The 15316-nt window shown below is 65.2% G+C and carries 18 protein-coding genes and 2 tRNA genes; 6 read left to right on the top strand and 14 right to left on the bottom strand.

The annotated features are described in order from the left end of the window. On the top strand, nt 1-403 hold a 403-nt coding region (locus KVS69_RS16545), incomplete at its 5' end, for a hypothetical protein (protein WP_217539003.1). A 4-nt stretch (nt 404-407) separates the two neighbouring features. On the opposite strand, the gene KVS69_RS16540 is transcribed toward KVS69_RS16545, so the two are convergent. From KVS69_RS16540 to KVS69_RS16530, 3 genes are all read right to left on the bottom strand, one after another. Next, nucleotides 408-617 carry a bacterioferritin-associated ferredoxin gene (locus KVS69_RS16540; protein WP_217539002.1) on the bottom strand — a complete coding sequence of 70 codons (210 nt, stop codon included), beginning with the start codon at nt 615-617 and terminating at the stop codon, nt 408-410. 170 nt (nt 618-787) lie between these two features. Then, nucleotides 788-862 (bottom strand) — tRNA-Gln (locus tag KVS69_RS16535). A 49-nt stretch (nt 863-911) separates the two neighbouring features. Next, nucleotides 912-988, bottom strand: a tRNA-Met gene (locus KVS69_RS16530). Between the two features lie 121 nt (nt 989-1109). On the opposite strand from KVS69_RS16530, the gene KVS69_RS16525 reads away from it, so the two are divergent. Further along, a complete protein-coding gene (locus KVS69_RS16525) occupies nt 1110-1745 on the top strand; it encodes an RNA pyrophosphohydrolase (RefSeq protein ID WP_068854280.1) in 636 nt (211 codons plus the stop codon). Between the two features lie 100 nt (nt 1746-1845). Here the strand turns inward: KVS69_RS16525 and rpsI are convergent, their stop codons facing one another. After that, complete coding sequence (gene rpsI, locus KVS69_RS16520) at nt 1846-2238, bottom strand: 30S ribosomal protein S9 (RefSeq protein ID WP_017354549.1); 393 nt, start codon at nt 2236-2238, stop codon at nt 1846-1848. A gap of 2 nt (nt 2239-2240) precedes the next feature. Then, nucleotides 2241-2669, bottom strand: a complete 429-nt coding sequence (gene rplM / locus KVS69_RS16515) for a 50S ribosomal protein L13 (RefSeq protein WP_017354548.1) — start codon at nt 2667-2669, stop codon at nt 2241-2243. Between the two features lie 182 nt (nt 2670-2851). On the opposite strand from rplM, the gene coq7 reads away from it, so the two are divergent. Beyond that, complete coding sequence (gene coq7, locus KVS69_RS16510) at nt 2852-3496, top strand: 2-polyprenyl-3-methyl-6-methoxy-1,4-benzoquinone monooxygenase (RefSeq protein ID WP_093534963.1); 645 nt, start codon at nt 2852-2854, stop codon at nt 3494-3496. A 2-nt stretch (nt 3497-3498) separates the two neighbouring features. On the opposite strand, the gene sugE is transcribed toward coq7, so the two are convergent. Continuing rightward, a complete protein-coding gene (sugE, locus tag KVS69_RS16505; RefSeq protein WP_068854281.1) occupies nt 3499-3816 on the bottom strand; it encodes a quaternary ammonium compound efflux SMR transporter SugE in 318 nt (105 codons plus the stop codon). A 168-nt stretch (nt 3817-3984) separates the two neighbouring features. Continuing rightward, the gene (gene speD, locus KVS69_RS16500) at nt 3985-4779 is read right to left on the bottom strand and encodes an adenosylmethionine decarboxylase (protein ID WP_017354544.1); all 795 of its coding nucleotides are present in this window, start codon (nt 4777-4779) and stop codon (nt 3985-3987) included. A 171-nt stretch (nt 4780-4950) separates the two neighbouring features. Between speD and crp the strand changes: the two genes are divergently transcribed. After that, complete coding sequence (crp, locus tag KVS69_RS16495) at nt 4951-5616, top strand: cAMP-activated global transcriptional regulator CRP (protein WP_068854282.1); 666 nt, start codon at nt 4951-4953, stop codon at nt 5614-5616. Nucleotides 5617-5692: 76 nt separating this feature from the next. Next, nucleotides 5693-6454, top strand: coding sequence for a sulfite exporter TauE/SafE family protein (locus KVS69_RS16490; protein WP_093534922.1), 762 nt, complete (start codon nt 5693-5695; stop codon nt 6452-6454). A gap of 93 nt (nt 6455-6547) precedes the next feature. Here the strand turns inward: KVS69_RS16490 and KVS69_RS16485 are convergent, their stop codons facing one another. The 7 genes from KVS69_RS16485 to KVS69_RS16455 form a co-directional block, all read right to left on the bottom strand. Then, nucleotides 6548-7261 carry a haloacid dehalogenase-like hydrolase gene (locus KVS69_RS16485; RefSeq protein WP_217539001.1) on the bottom strand — a complete coding sequence of 238 codons (714 nt, stop codon included), beginning with the start codon at nt 7259-7261 and terminating at the stop codon, nt 6548-6550. Then, the gene (trpC, locus tag KVS69_RS16480; protein WP_217539000.1) at nt 7258-8061 is read right to left on the bottom strand and encodes an indole-3-glycerol phosphate synthase TrpC; all 804 of its coding nucleotides are present in this window, start codon (nt 8059-8061) and stop codon (nt 7258-7260) included. Before trpC ends, KVS69_RS16485 begins: the two co-directional genes overlap by 4 nt. Before the next feature lie 63 nt (nt 8062-8124). Next, nucleotides 8125-9162: an anthranilate phosphoribosyltransferase gene (gene trpD / locus KVS69_RS16475; protein ID WP_068854286.1), complete on the bottom strand. Its 1038-nt coding sequence runs from the start codon at nt 9160-9162 to the stop codon at nt 8125-8127. Beyond that, nucleotides 9159-9746, bottom strand: a complete 588-nt coding sequence (locus KVS69_RS16470) for an aminodeoxychorismate/anthranilate synthase component II (protein WP_217538999.1) — start codon at nt 9744-9746, stop codon at nt 9159-9161. The genes trpD and KVS69_RS16470 overlap by 4 nt, the downstream gene beginning before the upstream one ends. A 70-nt stretch (nt 9747-9816) precedes the next feature. Then, nucleotides 9817-11292, bottom strand: coding sequence for an anthranilate synthase component I (gene trpE / locus KVS69_RS16465; protein ID WP_093534930.1), 1476 nt, complete (start codon nt 11290-11292; stop codon nt 9817-9819). A 255-nt stretch (nt 11293-11547) separates the two neighbouring features. Then, nucleotides 11548-11790, bottom strand: a complete 243-nt coding sequence (locus tag KVS69_RS16460) for a hypothetical protein (RefSeq protein ID WP_217538998.1) — start codon at nt 11788-11790, stop codon at nt 11548-11550. Then, nucleotides 11787-14174 carry an XVIPCD domain-containing protein gene (locus tag KVS69_RS16455; RefSeq protein ID WP_254622239.1) on the bottom strand — a complete coding sequence of 796 codons (2388 nt, stop codon included), beginning with the start codon at nt 14172-14174 and terminating at the stop codon, nt 11787-11789. Before KVS69_RS16455 ends, KVS69_RS16460 begins: the two co-directional genes overlap by 4 nt. A 115-nt stretch (nt 14175-14289) precedes the next feature. Here KVS69_RS16455 and KVS69_RS16450 point away from each other — a divergent pair, with 115 nt between their 5' ends. Further along, nucleotides 14290-15156, top strand: coding sequence for an ankyrin repeat domain-containing protein (locus KVS69_RS16450; RefSeq protein WP_254622238.1), 867 nt, complete (start codon nt 14290-14292; stop codon nt 15154-15156). Nucleotides 15157-15316: the final 160 nt, after the last annotated feature.

The following is a 15316-nucleotide window of genomic DNA, read 5'->3' as shown; positions in this document are numbered from 1 at the left end:
GAAGTATCTGCCCCCATCGCAGGTGAGGGGCTGGTTCCGCTCCGTACTGGCCATCGAGTCGCCGCATTGGCGGGCACAGATGATCGTGTGGCTCATCGGCGCCCACGACCTGCTTACCGGCCTGAAGCGCGCTCCGTCTGAACTGCAATTTGATGCCTATCCCGCGATCACGTGGGGCTGGTCACATCTCCTGCGACCCTCGACCACAACCGAAAGCGGCGAGACCATCCCCATCGCCGACTGGCTGCCACAGCAGGTCCGTACGCACCTGCTCGACGAGGTTCGCACGTGCGTTACCGACGAAGTATTCCTGGCCTGGCTGGAATCAATAGGCCGCGTGGATTACCTGCAGCGTGAGCTGGCGGACCTTCCGTCCACCTTCGAACGCCTGTACATGCGGTAGAACCTCAGGCGACCTGGGCCAACCCAAGCACAGGCAGCGGCAGCTCGTGGGTGTTGCGGGCCTTGGCCAGCAGGTCGGCCGCCATGTCCAGGCAGGAACCGCAGGTAGCGCCGCAGCCGGTGCGCATGGTCAGCTCGGACACGCTGGCGACACCGCTCTGGGCGGCTTCGCGGATCTGGTGGTCGGTTACCCCGTTACAGATGCAGACGTACACGTGCGGACTCGGCAGGCAGGCCCGGATCGGCCTGTGCGTATTCCAATCGAAACGAGAATGGTTGTCAATTTCGTAACTGAATCATTCTCGATACGGTTCAGCGTGCCCGTTCAGCCGGCCGGGCGCGGAGCAAAAAAAAGACCGATCTTTCGATCGGTCTCTTTCGTATTTGGCTGCCCCGGATGGATTCGAACCACCGAATGCCTGAGTCAGAGTCAGGTGCCTTACCGCTTGGCGACGGGGCAAAACGTGCGTGCAATTGTTGCACTTTCTCACTGGAAAACCAAGCGGACTTGGTGGCTATGGGTGGACTCGAACCACCGACCCCAGCATTATGAGTGCTGTGCTCTAACCGGCTGAGCTACATAGCCTTAGTGAGCCGGCAATTCTGGACATGTAAACGGAATCTGTCAACACCTTTTCACCGCGCTTGTGAGTGGGCAGCGGGCGTGTCACAGTCCTGACCAGTAGATTTTTCTAGGAGTCCGCATCGTGATCGATCCGGACGGCTATCGACCGAACGTCGGCATCGTGCTGATGCGGCAGGACGGGCAGGTGTTCTGGGCACGACGTGTGCGCCGGGATGGCTGGCAGTTCCCGCAGGGTGGCATGAACACCGACGAGACGCCTGTCGAAGCCATGTATCGCGAGTTGCATGAAGAAACCGGGCTGTTGCCAGAGCACGTCGAAGTGCTGGGTGCGACACCGGGTTGGCTGCGCTATCGCCTGCCCGCCCGTGCCATCCGTCGCAACGAGAAGCAGGTCTGCATCGGACAGAAGCAGGTCTGGTTCCTGCTGCGCCTGTCGGGCGACGAATCGCACGTGAAGCTGGACCATACCGACAGCCCCGAGTTCGACCAGTGGCGCTGGGTGGATTTCTGGTACCCGGTCGAACACGTGGTGATGTTCAAGCGCGGGGTCTATGCGCGGGCGCTGCGTCACCTGGCGCCGTTGGCCCGGGGCGTGGCCGGCACCGGCGTGGAGTCGATGCCCAAGTCCGCCCAGGAGGCCTGGATGCCGGGGCACGCGGCGGGCCATGACCGCCCGCGCAAGCGCGCGCCGGCACCCAAACGCGGCGGCGGGTACTGGCCGCGCAGCAAGGCCAAGGGTGAGCCGGGGGCGGTGTAACCGTAACCTGCCCCGCTGAAACGACAAAAGCCCGGCCAAAGCCGGGCTTTTGCTTTCCTCCCAGCGGGATCCCGAAGGATCCCACGCCAGGTGCGATGGATCAGCGCTTGGAGAACTGGGTGGCGCGACGTGCCTTGTGCAGGCCGACCTTCTTACGCTCGACTTCACGGGCGTCACGGGTCATGAAGCCAGCCTTGCGCAGCTCGGACTTCAGGGTTTCGTCGTACTCGACCAGCGCGCGGGCGATGCCCAGGCGGATCGCACCGGCCTGGCCGGTGGTGCCGCCGCCAGCGGCGGTGACCATGATGTCGAACGATTCGGTGTTCTTGGTCAGTTCCAGCGGCTGACGCACGATCATGCGTGCGGTTTCACGGCCAAAGAACTCGTCCAGCGGACGGCCATTGACAGTGATGTTGCCGGCGCCCTTGCGCAGGAACACGCGGGCGGTGGAGGACTTGCGGCGGCCGGTGCCGTAGTTTTGAGTGATAGCCATGATTAGATATCCAGAACCTGGGGCTGCTGAGCGGCGTGCGGGTGCTCGGAACCCGAGTACACCTTGAGCTTGCGGTACATGGCGCGGCCCAGCGGGCCCTTCGGCAGCATGCCCTTGACGGCGGTTTCGATGACGCGCTCCGGGTGGCGCTCCAGCGCCTGGGCCAGAGTTTCGGTCTTCAGGTTGCCGATGTAGCCAGTGAAGCGGTGGTACAGCTTGTCCTGCAGCTTGTTGCCGGTGACGGCAATCTTTTCTGCATTGATGACAACCAGGTAATCACCGGTATCAACGTGAGGGGTGTAGACCGGCTTGTGCTTGCCGCGCAGACGGCGGGCCAGCTCGGTGGACAGACGGCCCAGCGTCTTGCCGGAGGCGTCGACGAGATACCAGTCGCGCTGGACGGTCTCGGACTTTGCAGTGAAAGTGCTCATGGAAGAACTCAGGTAGGTCGGGCTCATTGCGGCCATGGAGCGGCCGGAACTCTGCCACGCGTTGTGAAGAGGCGGGATTGTACTGGCCATTTGGCCCACATGCAAATCGACCGGCGGCATGGCTTGGCAGACCGGCGCCGGGGGGCGAGAATCGATGATCCCCCGCCGCGATGCCCAACCGCATGACCGCGCTCCGCCAGATCACCCCGCTCGACCACCTGCTGACCGAGGCCCAGCGCGCCCTGGACACGGTGTTCGGCAACCCGCCGGCCAGCCGCCCGTACCCGGCCGAGGCGACCCCGGACGCACCGATGCCCGCCCCGGCCCGCCGCCATGCCGCCGGCCTGATGCGGATCAACCATGTCGGCGAGGTCTGCGCGCAGGGCCTGTACTTCGGCCAGGCCGCGGTGGCCCGCGAGCCGGAAACCCGTGCCCACCTGCTCGAGGCGGCCCAGGAAGAGACCGACCACCTGGCCTGGTGCGCCCAGCGCCTGCGCGAGCTGGACAGCCGGCCCAGCCTGTTCAACCCGATCTGGTACGCCGGCAGCTATACCATCGGCACCCTGGCCGGGCTGCGCGGGGATGGCTGGAACCTGGGCTTCGTGGTGGAAACCGAGCGCCAGGTGGAAGCCCACCTGGACGAACACCTGGACACCCTGCCCCCGACCGACCAGCGCAGCCGCGAGATCCTCAAGGTGATGAAGATCGACGAAGCCCGCCACGCCGACCACGCCGAACATGCCGGCGCGCGGAAGCTGCCGCCGCCGATCCCGGGCGTGATGGCGCTGGCCTCCAAGGTCATGAAGACCATCGCCTACCGGCTTTAAGGTCAGCCCGAAACGAGCTTGAGGCCGATCACCCCGGCCACGATCAGCCCGATGCAGGCCAGGCGCGGCGCCGAAGCGCTGTCGCCGAACAGGAAGATGCCCAGCGTGGCCACGCCCAGGGCGCCGATGCCGGTCCAGATCGCGTAGGCGGTGCCCACCGGGATGGATTTCATCGCCTGGCTCATCAGGTACAGGCTGACCAGTGCCGCGCCGACCGTGGCGAGCGTGGGCAGCGGCTTGCTGAAGCCGTCCGAATATTTCATTCCGATCGCAAAGCCGATTTCAAAGATGCCGGCCAGCAGCAGGTAGATCCAGGGCATGGGTGCCTCCTAAACAAAAACAAAACGGCCCGGTGTCTTCACACCGGACCGTCGTCGGTAGCTTGCCGTGGAACATTACTTCTGCGCAAAACAGATGTTCCACAGGGCGGGGCGTCCCGCCTTGTGCAGCACCACCCGGGCCAAGGCCCGGGCGGGTGTCGCGTGGTGTTACTCGGACAGGTTGCGGCCGTGGAACAGCTCTTCGATCTCGCGCTTGAGCAGCGCTTCGATCTTCATGCGTTCCTTGAACGAGATGTTCTTGGCCTTTTCCTCGAAAAGGTACTGGTCCAGGTCGAAATCCTTCAGGTGCATCTTCGTGTGGAAGATGTTTTCCTGGTAGACGTTGACGTCGAACATCTCGTAACGCGACTTGATGTTCTTGGCCAGGAAGTTCTGGATCGAGTTGATCTTGTGATCGATGTAGTGCTTCTTGCCCTTCACGTCACGGGTGAAGCCACGGACGCGGTAGTCCATGATCACGATGTCCGATTCCAGGCTCTCGATCAGGTAGTTCAGTGCCTTCAGCGGCGAAATCACGCCACAGGTAGCCACATCGATGTCCGCGCGGAACGTCGCGATGCCTTCCTGCGGGTGGGTTTCGGGGTAGGTATGGACGGTGATGTGGCTCTTGTCCATGTGCGCTACCACGGCATCGGAGATCAACTCCTTGCCCGCCAGCTTCTTGTCGATCACCGGCTCTTCGGAGATCAGGATCGTCACCGACGCGCCCTGCGGATCGTAATCCTGGCGCGCGACATTGAGGATGTTGGCGCCGATGATCTCGGCGACATCGGTCAAGATTTGAGTCAGCCTATCGGCGTTGTACTCTTCATCGATGTATTCAATGTAACGCTGACGCTCCTCTTCGGTGCGGGCGTAACACACGTCATAGATGTTGAAGCTCAGCGCCTTGGTGAGGTTGTTGAAACCCTGCAACCTCAGGCGAGGCAACGGCTTGACCACGGCGGTCGATCCTGTGTGTGGTGGGAAAGGATCAATTATGGGGCAAAGTGATCGGGGGCGAAACTTGCATTGAAACAAGTTGCTGTGTTGGGGTTTGCCCTTCACAACCCTGATCGTTAAGCTCGCGGCACATAGCCGTGAATTGTTCATGAGCAAAGGGAGCGCCTCAACGTGTCATCTGTGCGCCTTGCCACAAGTCCATTGGCCCTGGACATCGCCACCATTGACCGCTTTCTGGCCCACAGCCACCGACGCCGCTACCCGGCCCGCACGGACGTTTTCCGCCCCGGTGACCCCGCCGGCACCCTGTATTACGTGATCAGCGGCTCCGTTTCCATAATTGCTGAAGAAGAAGACGACCGCGAACTGGTCCTGGGCTACTTCGGCTCCGGGGAGTTCGTCGGCGAGATGGGCCTGTTCGTGGAAACCGACCGCCGCGAGGTGATCCTGCGCACCCGGACCCCCTGCGAGCTGGCCGAGATCAGCTACGAGCGGCTGCACCAGCTGTTCCTGGGCCCGCTGTCCACCGACGCGCCCCGGCTGCTGTACGCACTGGGCCAGCAGGTCTCCAAGCGCCTGCTCGATACCAGCCGCAAGGCCAGCCGCCTGGCGTTCCTGGATGTCACCGACCGCATCGTGCGCACCCTGCATGACCTGTCCCGCGAACCGGAGGCCATGAGCCACCCGCAGGGCACCCAGCTGCGCGTGTCGCGCCAGGAGCTGGCCCGCCTGGTCGGCTGCTCGCGTGAAATGGCCGGCCGCGTGCTGAAGAAGCTGCAGAGCGATGGGCTGCTGCATGCGCGGGGCAAGACGGTCGTCCTGTACGGCACCCGATGACGCCGGATGCCGGCCACCGGCCGGCGCCAACGTCGGCATGACAGCGCCTTTCACGCGCTGCCGCTAGGCTGACGGCATGGCACCTGGCAGCGAATTCTACTGGTTCATCCTGATCGGGCTTGGCGCGCAGCTGGTGGACGGCGCGCTCGGCATGGCCTTCGGGCTCGTCTCATCGTCGGTCATGCTCAGCATGGGCCTGCCGCCGGCGGCGGTCAGCGCAAGCGTGCACACCGCAGAGGTGTTCACGACAGGCGCCTCGGGTGTTTCGCACCTGGTGGCCGGCAACGTGGACAAGCGGTTGTTCCTGCGCCTGGCCCTGCCGGGCGCGGTCGGCGGCGTGCTGGGCGCCTATGTGCTGACCCAGCTGCCCGGTGATGCGATCCGTCCCTTCATCTACGGCTACCTGCTGATCCTGGCGGTCTTCATCCTGCTGCGCGCAGCCGGAAAGCTGGTGCCGCGCCAGGAAGTGAAGCGGGTGCCGGTGCTGGGCTTCGTCGCCGGGCTGCTGGACGCCAGCGGCGGCGGCGGCTGGGGTCCGGTGGCCACCTCCACCCTGCTCGCCCGGGGCGGCCAGGCCCGGACCACCATCGGCACGGTCAACGCGGCCGAGTTCGTGGTGACCCTGGCGGTATCGATCACCTTCCTGCTCTCGATGGGCCTGCAGTACCTGAACATCGTGGCCGGCCTGCTGATCGGCGGCATGATGGCCGCACCGCTGGCCGCGGTGCTGGTGAAGCGGGTCAAGGAACGCTGGGTGTTGGTGGCCGTGGGCGTGCTGGTGCTGTCGATCAGCCTGTTCCAGATCAGCGGCGCGGTGCGCGGCTGGCTGGCGGGGTAAAGCGCGGCGCTGTGCGCCGCCGCCCTACCAACGGTAGGGCGCTACCGGCGTGTGGCGCGCCAACGGTAGGTATCGACCGTTGGTCGATACGCCTCAGCGGTCGCCGCCGCGATCCACGCAACCCCAGTTGAGGATCCGCGTGCCGGGCTTCAGCACCTGCCGGAAATACGCGACCTTGGACACCTTCGGGTTCACCACCACCGGCTCCTTGGCTGCCAGCAGCAACGGCAGGTCCGCGGTGCTGTCCGAATAGGCCACATCGATGTCGCCATAGCCGCGCTCGCGCAGCATGCGCATCTTCTCTTCGTTGTGGCAATGGCGCGTGGCACCAACCGCACCGAAGCGCGGGCCCACTTCACTGCCGATCACCGGCACGCCCTGATGGGCGACAAACGCCAGGATGGCGCGGGCCAGCTCCGGCGGCGCGCCGGTCGCCACCACTACCCGGTCGCCCTGCGCCCGGTGCGCGGCGAACACCGCCAGCGCCTCCGGAAGCAGCTTGGCGCGCAGTTGCCCCTCGTGCTTGATCACGTAGGCATCGATCACGCGGTTGAACTCGCGCGCGCGGTGCAACCCGAACGTGGCGATCCAGACATAGACCGAAATACCGGTACGCCGGGTCGGCAACATCGCCACCAGTGGCCCCGCTACCGGCGTCACCAGCAGCGCGGCCAGCAGCCGCAGCGGGTTGCGCTTGATCAGCGAGGCAAACAGGTGGCTGCCGGAATCGCCGTCATAAAGGGTGTGGTCGAAGTCGAAGACCACCAGCGGCGCGTCGTCACGCGGAGTCGGGTAGATCGCAGTCATGCGCTGAAGAATAGCTGACGCAGGCCCTCGCCGGGCTCTTCGACCCGCATGAAGGCCTCGCCCACCAGGAACGCATGCACGCCGGCGTTGCGCATCAGGCTCACGTCGTCGGCGCCCAGGATGCCGCTCTCGGTCACCAGCAGGCGGTCGCGCGGCACGGCCTGGCGCATGTCCAGGGTGGTCTGCAACGACACCTCGAAGGTGCGCAGGTTGCGGTTGTTGATGCCGATCAGCGGCACCGGCACCTGGATGGCGCGTTCGAGTTCATCGATGTCGTGCACTTCCACCAGCACGTCCATGCCCAGCTGCATGGCCAGGTCGGACAGCTCGGCCAGCTGGCGGTCTTCCAGCGCGGCCACGATCAGCAGGATGCAGTCGGCACCCAGCACGCGGGCCTCGTAGACCTGGTACGCATCGATCACGAAGTCCTTGCGCAGCACCGGCAGCGTGCAGGCCTCGCGGGCCTGCTGCAGGTAGGCGTCGTCGCCCTGGAAGAAATCCACGTCGGTCAGCACCGACAGGCAGCTCGCCCCACCGAACTCGTAGCTCACCGCAATATCGGCGGGGTGGAAGTCCGGGCGGATCACGCCCTTGGACGGGCTGGCCTTCTTCACCTCGGCGATCACCGCCGGGTTGCCGGCGGCAATCGAGGCGCGCAGTGCATCGGCGAAGCCGCGCACCGGCGGCGCCTCCGCGAGCCGTGCCTGCAGCGCTTCCAGCGGAACCCGTGCACGGCGCTCGGCCACTTCAACGGCCTTGCGGGCCAGGATGGTCTCGAGGATGTCGCTCTTGTCGCTCATGTCGTTCAGGGTCCTTCAGGCCGGCCATTATCGGCCAGCCCGCAGCAAAGCGTGAAATCGGGCTCAGCCCGCGCGCCGGATGCGCTGGGTCGCATCCACGTAATCCTGCATGCGCTGGCGTGCGCTGCCGTCGGCGATGGCCGCGCGGGCACGGGCCAGGCCGTCGGCGATGCTGCTGGCCACGCCGGCCACGTACAGCGCCGCCCCGGCGTTGAGCGCCACGATGTCCAGCGCCGGGCCCGGCTGGTCATCGAGCACGCCACGCAGCATCGCGATGGATTCTTCCGGCCCGCTCACCTTGAGGTTGCGGCTGGCCGACATGGCAATGCCGAAGTCTTCGGGGTGGATCTCGTATTCGCGCACCTTGCCGTCGCGCAGCTCGCCGACCAGGGTACCGGCGCCGAGCGAGATCTCGTCCATGTTGTCGCGGCCCCACACCACCATCGCGCGCTCGGCGCCCAGCTCGCGCAGCACGCGTGCCTGGATGCCGACCAGATCCGGATGGAACACGCCCATCAGCACGTTGGTGGCGCCAACCGGATTGGTCAGCGGGCCAAGGATGTTGAAGATGGTGCGCACGCCCATTTCGCGCCGCACCGGGGCCACCACCTTCATGGCGGGGTGGTGCATCGGGGCGAACATGAAGCCGATGCCGGTTTCACTGATCGCGCGGGCCACCTCCTCCGGACGCAGCTCGATGATCGCGCCCAGTGCTTCGACCGCATCGGCACTGCCGGACTTGGACGACACGCTGCGGTTGCCATGCTTGGCGACCTTCGCGCCCGCCGCCGCCACCACGAACATCGCGCAGGTGGAGATGTTGAAGGTATGCGAGCCGTCGCCACCGGTACCGACGATATCGATCAGGTGGGTGCGGTCTTCGACCGGCACGGCCAGCGCCAACTCGCGCATCACCGTGGCCGCGCCCGCGATCTCGCCGACGGTTTCCTTCTTGACCCGCAGGCCGGTGAGGATCGCAGCGGTCATTACCGGCGACACCTCACCGCGCATCACCTGGCGCATCAGGTCGACCATCTCGTCGAAGAAGATTTCGCGGTGCTCGATGGTGCGTTGCAGGGCTTCCTGGGGGGAGAAGGTCATGCGGGGTTCCTTTGCAGGAAATTCTTCAGCAGGGCGTGGCCGTGCTCGGTGAGGATCGATTCGGGGTGGAACTGCACGCCTTCCACCGGGTGTTCGCGGTGGCGCAGGCCCATGATCTCTTCCATGGTGCCGTCCTCGTTCTCGGTCCAGGCGGTCACTTCCAGGCAGTCGGGCAGCGTGGTCTTGTCCACCACCAGCGAGTGGTAGCGGGTGGCCTGGTAGCGGTCCGGCAGGCCGGCGAACACGCCCTTGCCTTCATGCCGGATCGGCGAGGTCTTGCCGTGCATGATGGTGCCGGCGCGGATGACATCGCCGCCGTACACCTGGCCGATCCCCTGGTGGCCCAGGCACACGCCCAGGATGGGAATGGTCGGACCCAGCCGCCGGATCAGCTCCAGCGACACGCCCGCTTCGTTGGGCGTGCACGGGCCGGGTGAGATCACGATGCGCTCGGGCGCGAGCGCGGCGATCTCGTCAACGCTCAGGGCGTCGTTGCGCACCACCTTTACATCGGCACCCAGGGTCTGCAGGTACTGCACGAGGTTGTAGGTGAAGCTGTCGTAGTTGTCGAGCATCAACAACATGGCAAATTCCTGGAATCAAGGATGCAATACGGAATCGGTAGCGCCGGCCGTTGGCCGGCAACCGGGTGACTTACAGGCCCTTGGCGGCCTGGGCGACGGCGCGGAACAGCGCGCGACCTTTGTTCATGGTCTCGTCCCATTCCTTGCCCGGGTCCGAGTCGTAGACGATGCCGGCGCCGGCCTGCACGTGCAGGCGGCCGTCCTTGATCACCGCGGTGCGGATCGCAATGGCGGTGTCGGCATCGCCGTGCCAGCCGATGTAACCGATGCTGCCGGCGTAGACATTGCGCTTGATCGGCTCCAGCTCGCGGATCACTTCCAGCGCGCGGATCTTTGGCGCGCCGCTGACCGTGCCGGCCGGGAACGTGGCGCGCAGCACATCGGCGTAGCTCAGGCCCGGCTGCAGCTGCCCGGTCACTTCGCTGACAATGTGCATGACGTGGCTGTAGCGTTCGATCACGAACTGCTCGCCCACTTCCACCGTGCCGGCCTTGGAAACACGGCCGGCGTCGTTGCGGCCCAGGTCGATCAGCATCAGGTGCTCGGCGCGTTCCTTCGGATCGGCCAGCAGTTCGGCTTCCAGCGCGTTGTCTTCCTCCACCGTGGCGCCGCGCGGGCGGGTACCGGCGATGGGGCGCACGGTCACTTCCCCGTCCTGCAGACGCACCAGGATTTCCGGCGAGGAGCCGACCACCTGCACGTCGCCGGTGTCGAGGAAATACATGTACGGCGACGGATTCAGCGCGCGCAGCGCACGGTATACATCCACCGGGCGCGCCTTGAACGGCACGCTCAGGCGCTGGCTGAGCACCACCTGGAAGATGTCGCCGGCGCGGATGTATTCCTTGGATTTGTCCACCGCAGCGATGAAACCTTCGCGGGTGAAGCCGGACACGAAGTCGTTCTCGTCCAGCACGTCGCGGGTGATCGGCACCGGGTAGCCCGCGCCGGGGGCGCGCAGCTTGGCCACCAGGCCGTCCAGCCGCGCCTGCGCCTCGTCCCATGCACCGGGCTGGCCCGGGTCGGCGTGCACGATCAGGTACAGGCGGCCCTTGAGGTTGTCGAACACCGCCAGTTCTTCGGAGTGCAGCAGCAGGATGTCCGGGGTGCCGAGCTCGTCGCGGCCGCGCGGCGGGGCCAGGCGCGGTTCGATGTAGCCGATGCATTCGAACCCGAACCAGCCCACCAGGCCGCCGGTGAAGCCCGGCAGGCCGGCCAGCTTGGGCACCGAATGGGCGCTGCGCAGCGCCTCCACTTCGGTGAACGGGTCTGCCACCTCACGGGTTTCCACCACCTGGCCAGCTTCGCTGACGGTCAGGGTATGGCCGTGGAAGGCGTACACGCGGCGGGCCGGCAGGCCGATGATGGAATAGCGCCCGAAGCGCTCGCCGCCTTCGACCGATTCGAACAGGTAGGTATGCGGCCCGTCGGCGAGCTTCAGATAGACCGAAAGCGGCGTGTCCAGGTCGGACAGCACTTCACGGACGACGGGGATGCGGGTGTGGCCTTCAGCGGCCTGCTGCTGGAACTGCTCGAGCGTGATCAAGACGACTTTCCTTCCGGGAAACGGCGGTGGCGGGACGGACGACGGCAACAGGCCACCATCGCCACCAACGGCGAGCGGAAGAAAGGGTATGCGGGGTCGTCAGAATGGACACCCGGGGACTGTACCGCATTGGCGGCACCGGATGGAACCCGGGCCGTGGCGCGGCCGGATGGACAAAGGCCTCAGGCGGAGGTGGCGGAGGTAGCGCCGACTGTTAGTCGGCTGCCCGGTCAAGCAGCCGACTAACAGTCGGCGCTACCCTCGTTCCAGCAGTTCCAGCAGTTCCAGCAGTTCCAGCAGTTCCAGCCGGTCCAGCCGTTCCAGCCGTTCCAGCCGTTCCAGCCGGTCCAGCCGTTGCGGCTGTTCCAGTCGTTCCAGTCGTTCCAGTCGTTCCAGCCGTTCAGGCGTTCCCGCCGGTCCCGCCGTTCCAACCAATCCCGCCGGCCCCGCCGTTCCAGCGGCCGCCGCCGGTTCCAGCACCCACCCGCCCCGTCTCATCCCATCCGCCGCGCAGCCTGCTGCTCCTGCTCGCGCTGCTGTTCGGCGCCCAGGTCAGCCACCAGCACCGGGGCAGCAGCGGCACGTTCCTGCTGGCGGTTGACCTCGGCCACCTGCTCGGTGCTCACGCTGAGCGGCTGCTGCCGGCCGGCCACCACGTCCACCTGGGCCAGGTGGCGGTGCACGGAGGTGAGGTCCTGGGTATCGACCGCGAACACGCGGGTGCGGTCCTCGCTGAGCACGACCCGCTCGATGCGTTCCAGGCCTTCCTGCGTGGCCTTGGCCGCCAGCGCACCGGCCAGCTGGTCACTCTGCAGGTCGGGCACGCGGTTGTGGGCAGCATCAATTCCGTGCACCCCGGCTTGGGCGCCTTGGAACATGTGGTACTGCCTGTGGCCGGGATCATTGATGCCGACCACCAGCGTGGAGGGCTCGGGGGCGACGGCGGCGTGCTTCTCCGCCGGGTGCTGGATGCGTTCGTGCTGTTCCAGCAGCGCGCGGGCCTGCGCTTCCTGCTTGATGAGCTCGGCATCCAGGCTGGGAATGACCGTTTCCTTCATCCCGTGGCGCTGCACAGCCTCGCCAAATGCCGGGCCGATGTTTTCGACCAGGCGCTTGGTCTCGATGATGTTGCCGATGTTCTGCGGCGTCAGCGCCGTGGGTACGTAGGTAGCGGCCGCGCCGCGAAGGCCCGCCACTGCCCCGCCAACCGAGGCAAACACCGCCGGCGCCTGCGCCGTGGTGTTCTTGATATGGTGCGCCGCAAAGTCATAGCCCTGGTCGACATAGGCGCCGGCCGTGGCATACCCATTCTGAAGCTTACCGGCCACCCATTGGCCGTCACGGTCGATGCTCTCGGCGGTGCGCTGGCCGGCGGTGCGGGCCGCATCGGCGTCCTCCCGGGCATCGCGAGTTGCGGCAGTGGCGCGCGCTTGTCCGGCGCCGTGTACAGCATCGGCGCGGCTGTCGAGATCCCTGGCGACGTTGTCGAACCCCAGCTTGCCGGCGCCCCATGAGGCCACCGACAGAATGCCGGACTGCGCGCGCGATTCCACGCGATGCGCCGTGGACTCGATCATCCCGGTCAGTTCGCGGCCTTGGGCATACACGGTGGTGGTGGCTTTGGCGCTCACCTGCAGCGTGGTCGAGCCCATGTCGACTACCTTGCCCACCACCATGCCCTGCACGCGGGCGACCTGCTCCACGGCGTCGCCGGTGCGGTCAAGGACGTGGGCGGCGGTTGCCCCGCCCTTCTCCACCACTTCGCCCACTACCCGGCCGTTGTGCATGCCATGCGCGGCCGAGTGCAGCACCTTGGACAACGGTCCGGCCAGCTCGGCTACCTGGCTGGGGGCATCGGTACGCGCGCGATCCACCAGCCGCTCCTGCGCATCGCGGGTCTTGGGATCGAGCACCAATTCCATGCGCCCCGCCGCGACCGGGATATCGCGAAGGGCCTCGTAGCCCGGTTTGGTGGCCAACTGTTCGACGAATTGCGCGGCTGCGGTCTGCGCACCGGGCGGCAGCATCTCGCGCATCTTCTCGGCCACCTTGGCCTGCATCAGCGGCTCGCGCATCAGCATGCTGGCTTCGTTGGCCAGCAGCCCGTAGGCATGTCGCTGTTGTTCGTTGAGGCGCTGCATCCCGTTCTGCACATCGTTGAGCACCTCACCGCTGGTCTGGTAGGTGTGCACGGTCTGCTGCGGGTTGAAGGTTGGCAGGCCGTTGTCTTTGGCGTAGCGCGCTGGCGTATCCGGGTGCAGACCGGCGGCATTGAAAGTGGTGGCGCGGGCGCCGGTGACGGCAGAGGCGGCGGAGGCCATGCCGCCACCGAGGGAGTGGCCGGCGATTTCGAAGTTGCCGCCGACCCGGTCATTCATCTGGGTCGCAAGATCCATGGCGCGATCATAGTAATCGCTGCGCATGCCAATGCCCTGCTGACCATTGTTGAGGAAGTCTTCCCCGCCCGACTCGCGCCACCCGCCCGGTGCGAATGGATCGATGATCTTGCCGGTTGACCCCTTGTATACGACCACAGGTTTGGCGTCGTCACCGAACACACGCTTGTCGGGAATATAGATCTCGGCACGGAAGCCAGACTGGGGCGGCTGAAGGAAGTCCCTCACCTGGTCGTCGGTCATGTCTATACCTGCAGCGCGGAGGGCGGCAGGGTCGCTCGTCGCTCGGGTCCAACCGGTGGGTGGCGATCCATCCCGCTTCGCAGAAAGGTAGACATCCGCGGCAAGACCAGACATCTCCCGCGCATGATAGGTTTCCTGCAGACGATTCGCTTCGTTATCGTTGCCGCTTTCACGCAACTGTTGAACAAGAAGGTTTTGTTCCTGGATAGCGCGGGCGCGCGCCTCAATATCGGGACCGCTCATGGCAAGCTCCATTGCACAGTGAAGGTGCGCGATCCCCCCCGAGCCGCGCTTCTTATCGAATAGCAGAACAGTTTGCTAATGTCACCCCCTTCAGGGGTTCAACATCAGGACGATCATGCGCATCAGTCTTCACAACTTGATGACAAAAACCATCATAAGTGCGGCATGGCTCACACTTTTCCTGGTAAATGGATGCGCTGCATCGTCTACACATGGCGCCGGCGACTACTTCGATGGAAAGGCATTGGAGTTGGCTACAGCGACCGAAACCGGCGATATGCAAACCATTCGCCGCCTGATCAAAAATGAAGGGGTCGATCCCGACAGTGTCTTCGCCAGGCGCGACGGCATTCCTTTGGTGGCATGGCCCCTCCGCGCAGGGAATCTTGACGGACTGCGCGCACTTCTGGACAACGGCGCCGACCCGAACGCGCGTGAGGTGAAGCAAGTGGAGGGTCGCGAACTCCGCTTCAACAACGCGATGGTCTACGCCGCCAAGATGGACGATCCACGCTTCCTTGAGCTGCTGCTCAGGCATGGCGGGGATCCCAACACTCGGAATTCTGCCAACGAGACCTTGTTGTTCCAGGCCTTCATTTCTGGCAATCAGTGGAAGAACATCAAACTCCTGGTCGAGAATGGCGCGAACATCAATGAGGCGAATCGGGGAAGCGCCGATACGGTGTTGAGCTGGTATACCACTCGCGGCGCCTTCGAACATGCGTACTGGTTGATGGAGCATGGTGCGGATCCGACGATCATGTTTACCCCGCCCAAAACATCGGGCAAGCCCAGTCGAATGATCATGGCGGAGCACATCTATTGGGGTGTGACCACGCCAGATCTCCTGCCCTGGCAGAAGAAGTGTCAGCAGTGGCTCGTCGCTCGGGATATTCCACGGCCGCCCGTGCCGGATGGCATCCGGCAGAAGCGTGAAGCCTTTGGTTTCCCGACGAAAGAAGAGGACGTCCCTCATCTCTGAATATCTGCCCAACCTGCACCCTTTCGAGCACCAGAGTTGAGACTACTTCCGCCCCCTGCAACGACCGTTGTCGAGAAGATTGCACTCGCCGTCATGGCGTTCCTGGCTGTGCTTATGGTCAGTGGTTGTGCAGCATCATCTCCGCACGGCGCAGCACAGT

Source organism: Stenotrophomonas sp. GbtcB23, from assembly GCF_019091045.1.
In the GTDB taxonomy this organism is placed as follows: Bacteria; Pseudomonadota; Gammaproteobacteria; order Xanthomonadales; family Xanthomonadaceae; genus Stenotrophomonas; species Stenotrophomonas rhizophila_A.
Note: the sequence above shows the minus strand (reverse complement) of the source record. Positions and strands in the feature narration are given on the sequence as shown.

Coding starts and splice junctions, on each gene's coding strand:
- rpsI (WP_017354549.1), bottom strand. CDS start 2,238: ATGGCTATCACTCAAAACTACGGCACCGGCCGCCGCAAGTCCTCCACC.
- rplM (WP_017354548.1), bottom strand. CDS start 2,669: ATGAGCACTTTCACTGCAAAGTCCGAGACCGTCCAGCGCGACTGGTAT.
- coq7 (WP_093534963.1), top strand. CDS start 2,852: ATGACCGCGCTCCGCCAGATCACCCCGCTCGACCACCTGCTGACCGAG.
- sugE (WP_068854281.1), bottom strand. CDS start 3,816: ATGCCCTGGATCTACCTGCTGCTGGCCGGCATCTTTGAAATCGGCTTT.
- KVS69_RS16490 (WP_093534922.1), top strand. CDS start 5,693: ATGGCACCTGGCAGCGAATTCTACTGGTTCATCCTGATCGGGCTTGGC.
- KVS69_RS16485 (WP_217539001.1), bottom strand. CDS start 7,261: ATGACTGCGATCTACCCGACTCCGCGTGACGACGCGCCGCTGGTGGTC.
- trpC (WP_217539000.1), bottom strand. CDS start 8,061: ATGAGCGACAAGAGCGACATCCTCGAGACCATCCTGGCCCGCAAGGCC.
- trpD (WP_068854286.1), bottom strand. CDS start 9,162: ATGACCTTCTCCCCCCAGGAAGCCCTGCAACGCACCATCGAGCACCGC.
- KVS69_RS16470 (WP_217538999.1), bottom strand. CDS start 9,746: ATGTTGTTGATGCTCGACAACTACGACAGCTTCACCTACAACCTCGTG.
- KVS69_RS16460 (WP_217538998.1), bottom strand. CDS start 11,790: ATGAGACGGGGCGGGTGGGTGCTGGAACCGGCGGCGGCCGCTGGAACG.
- KVS69_RS16455 (WP_254622239.1), bottom strand. CDS start 14,174: ATGAGCGGTCCCGATATTGAGGCGCGCGCCCGCGCTATCCAGGAACAA.
- KVS69_RS16450 (WP_254622238.1), top strand. CDS start 14,290: ATGCGCATCAGTCTTCACAACTTGATGACAAAAACCATCATAAGTGCG.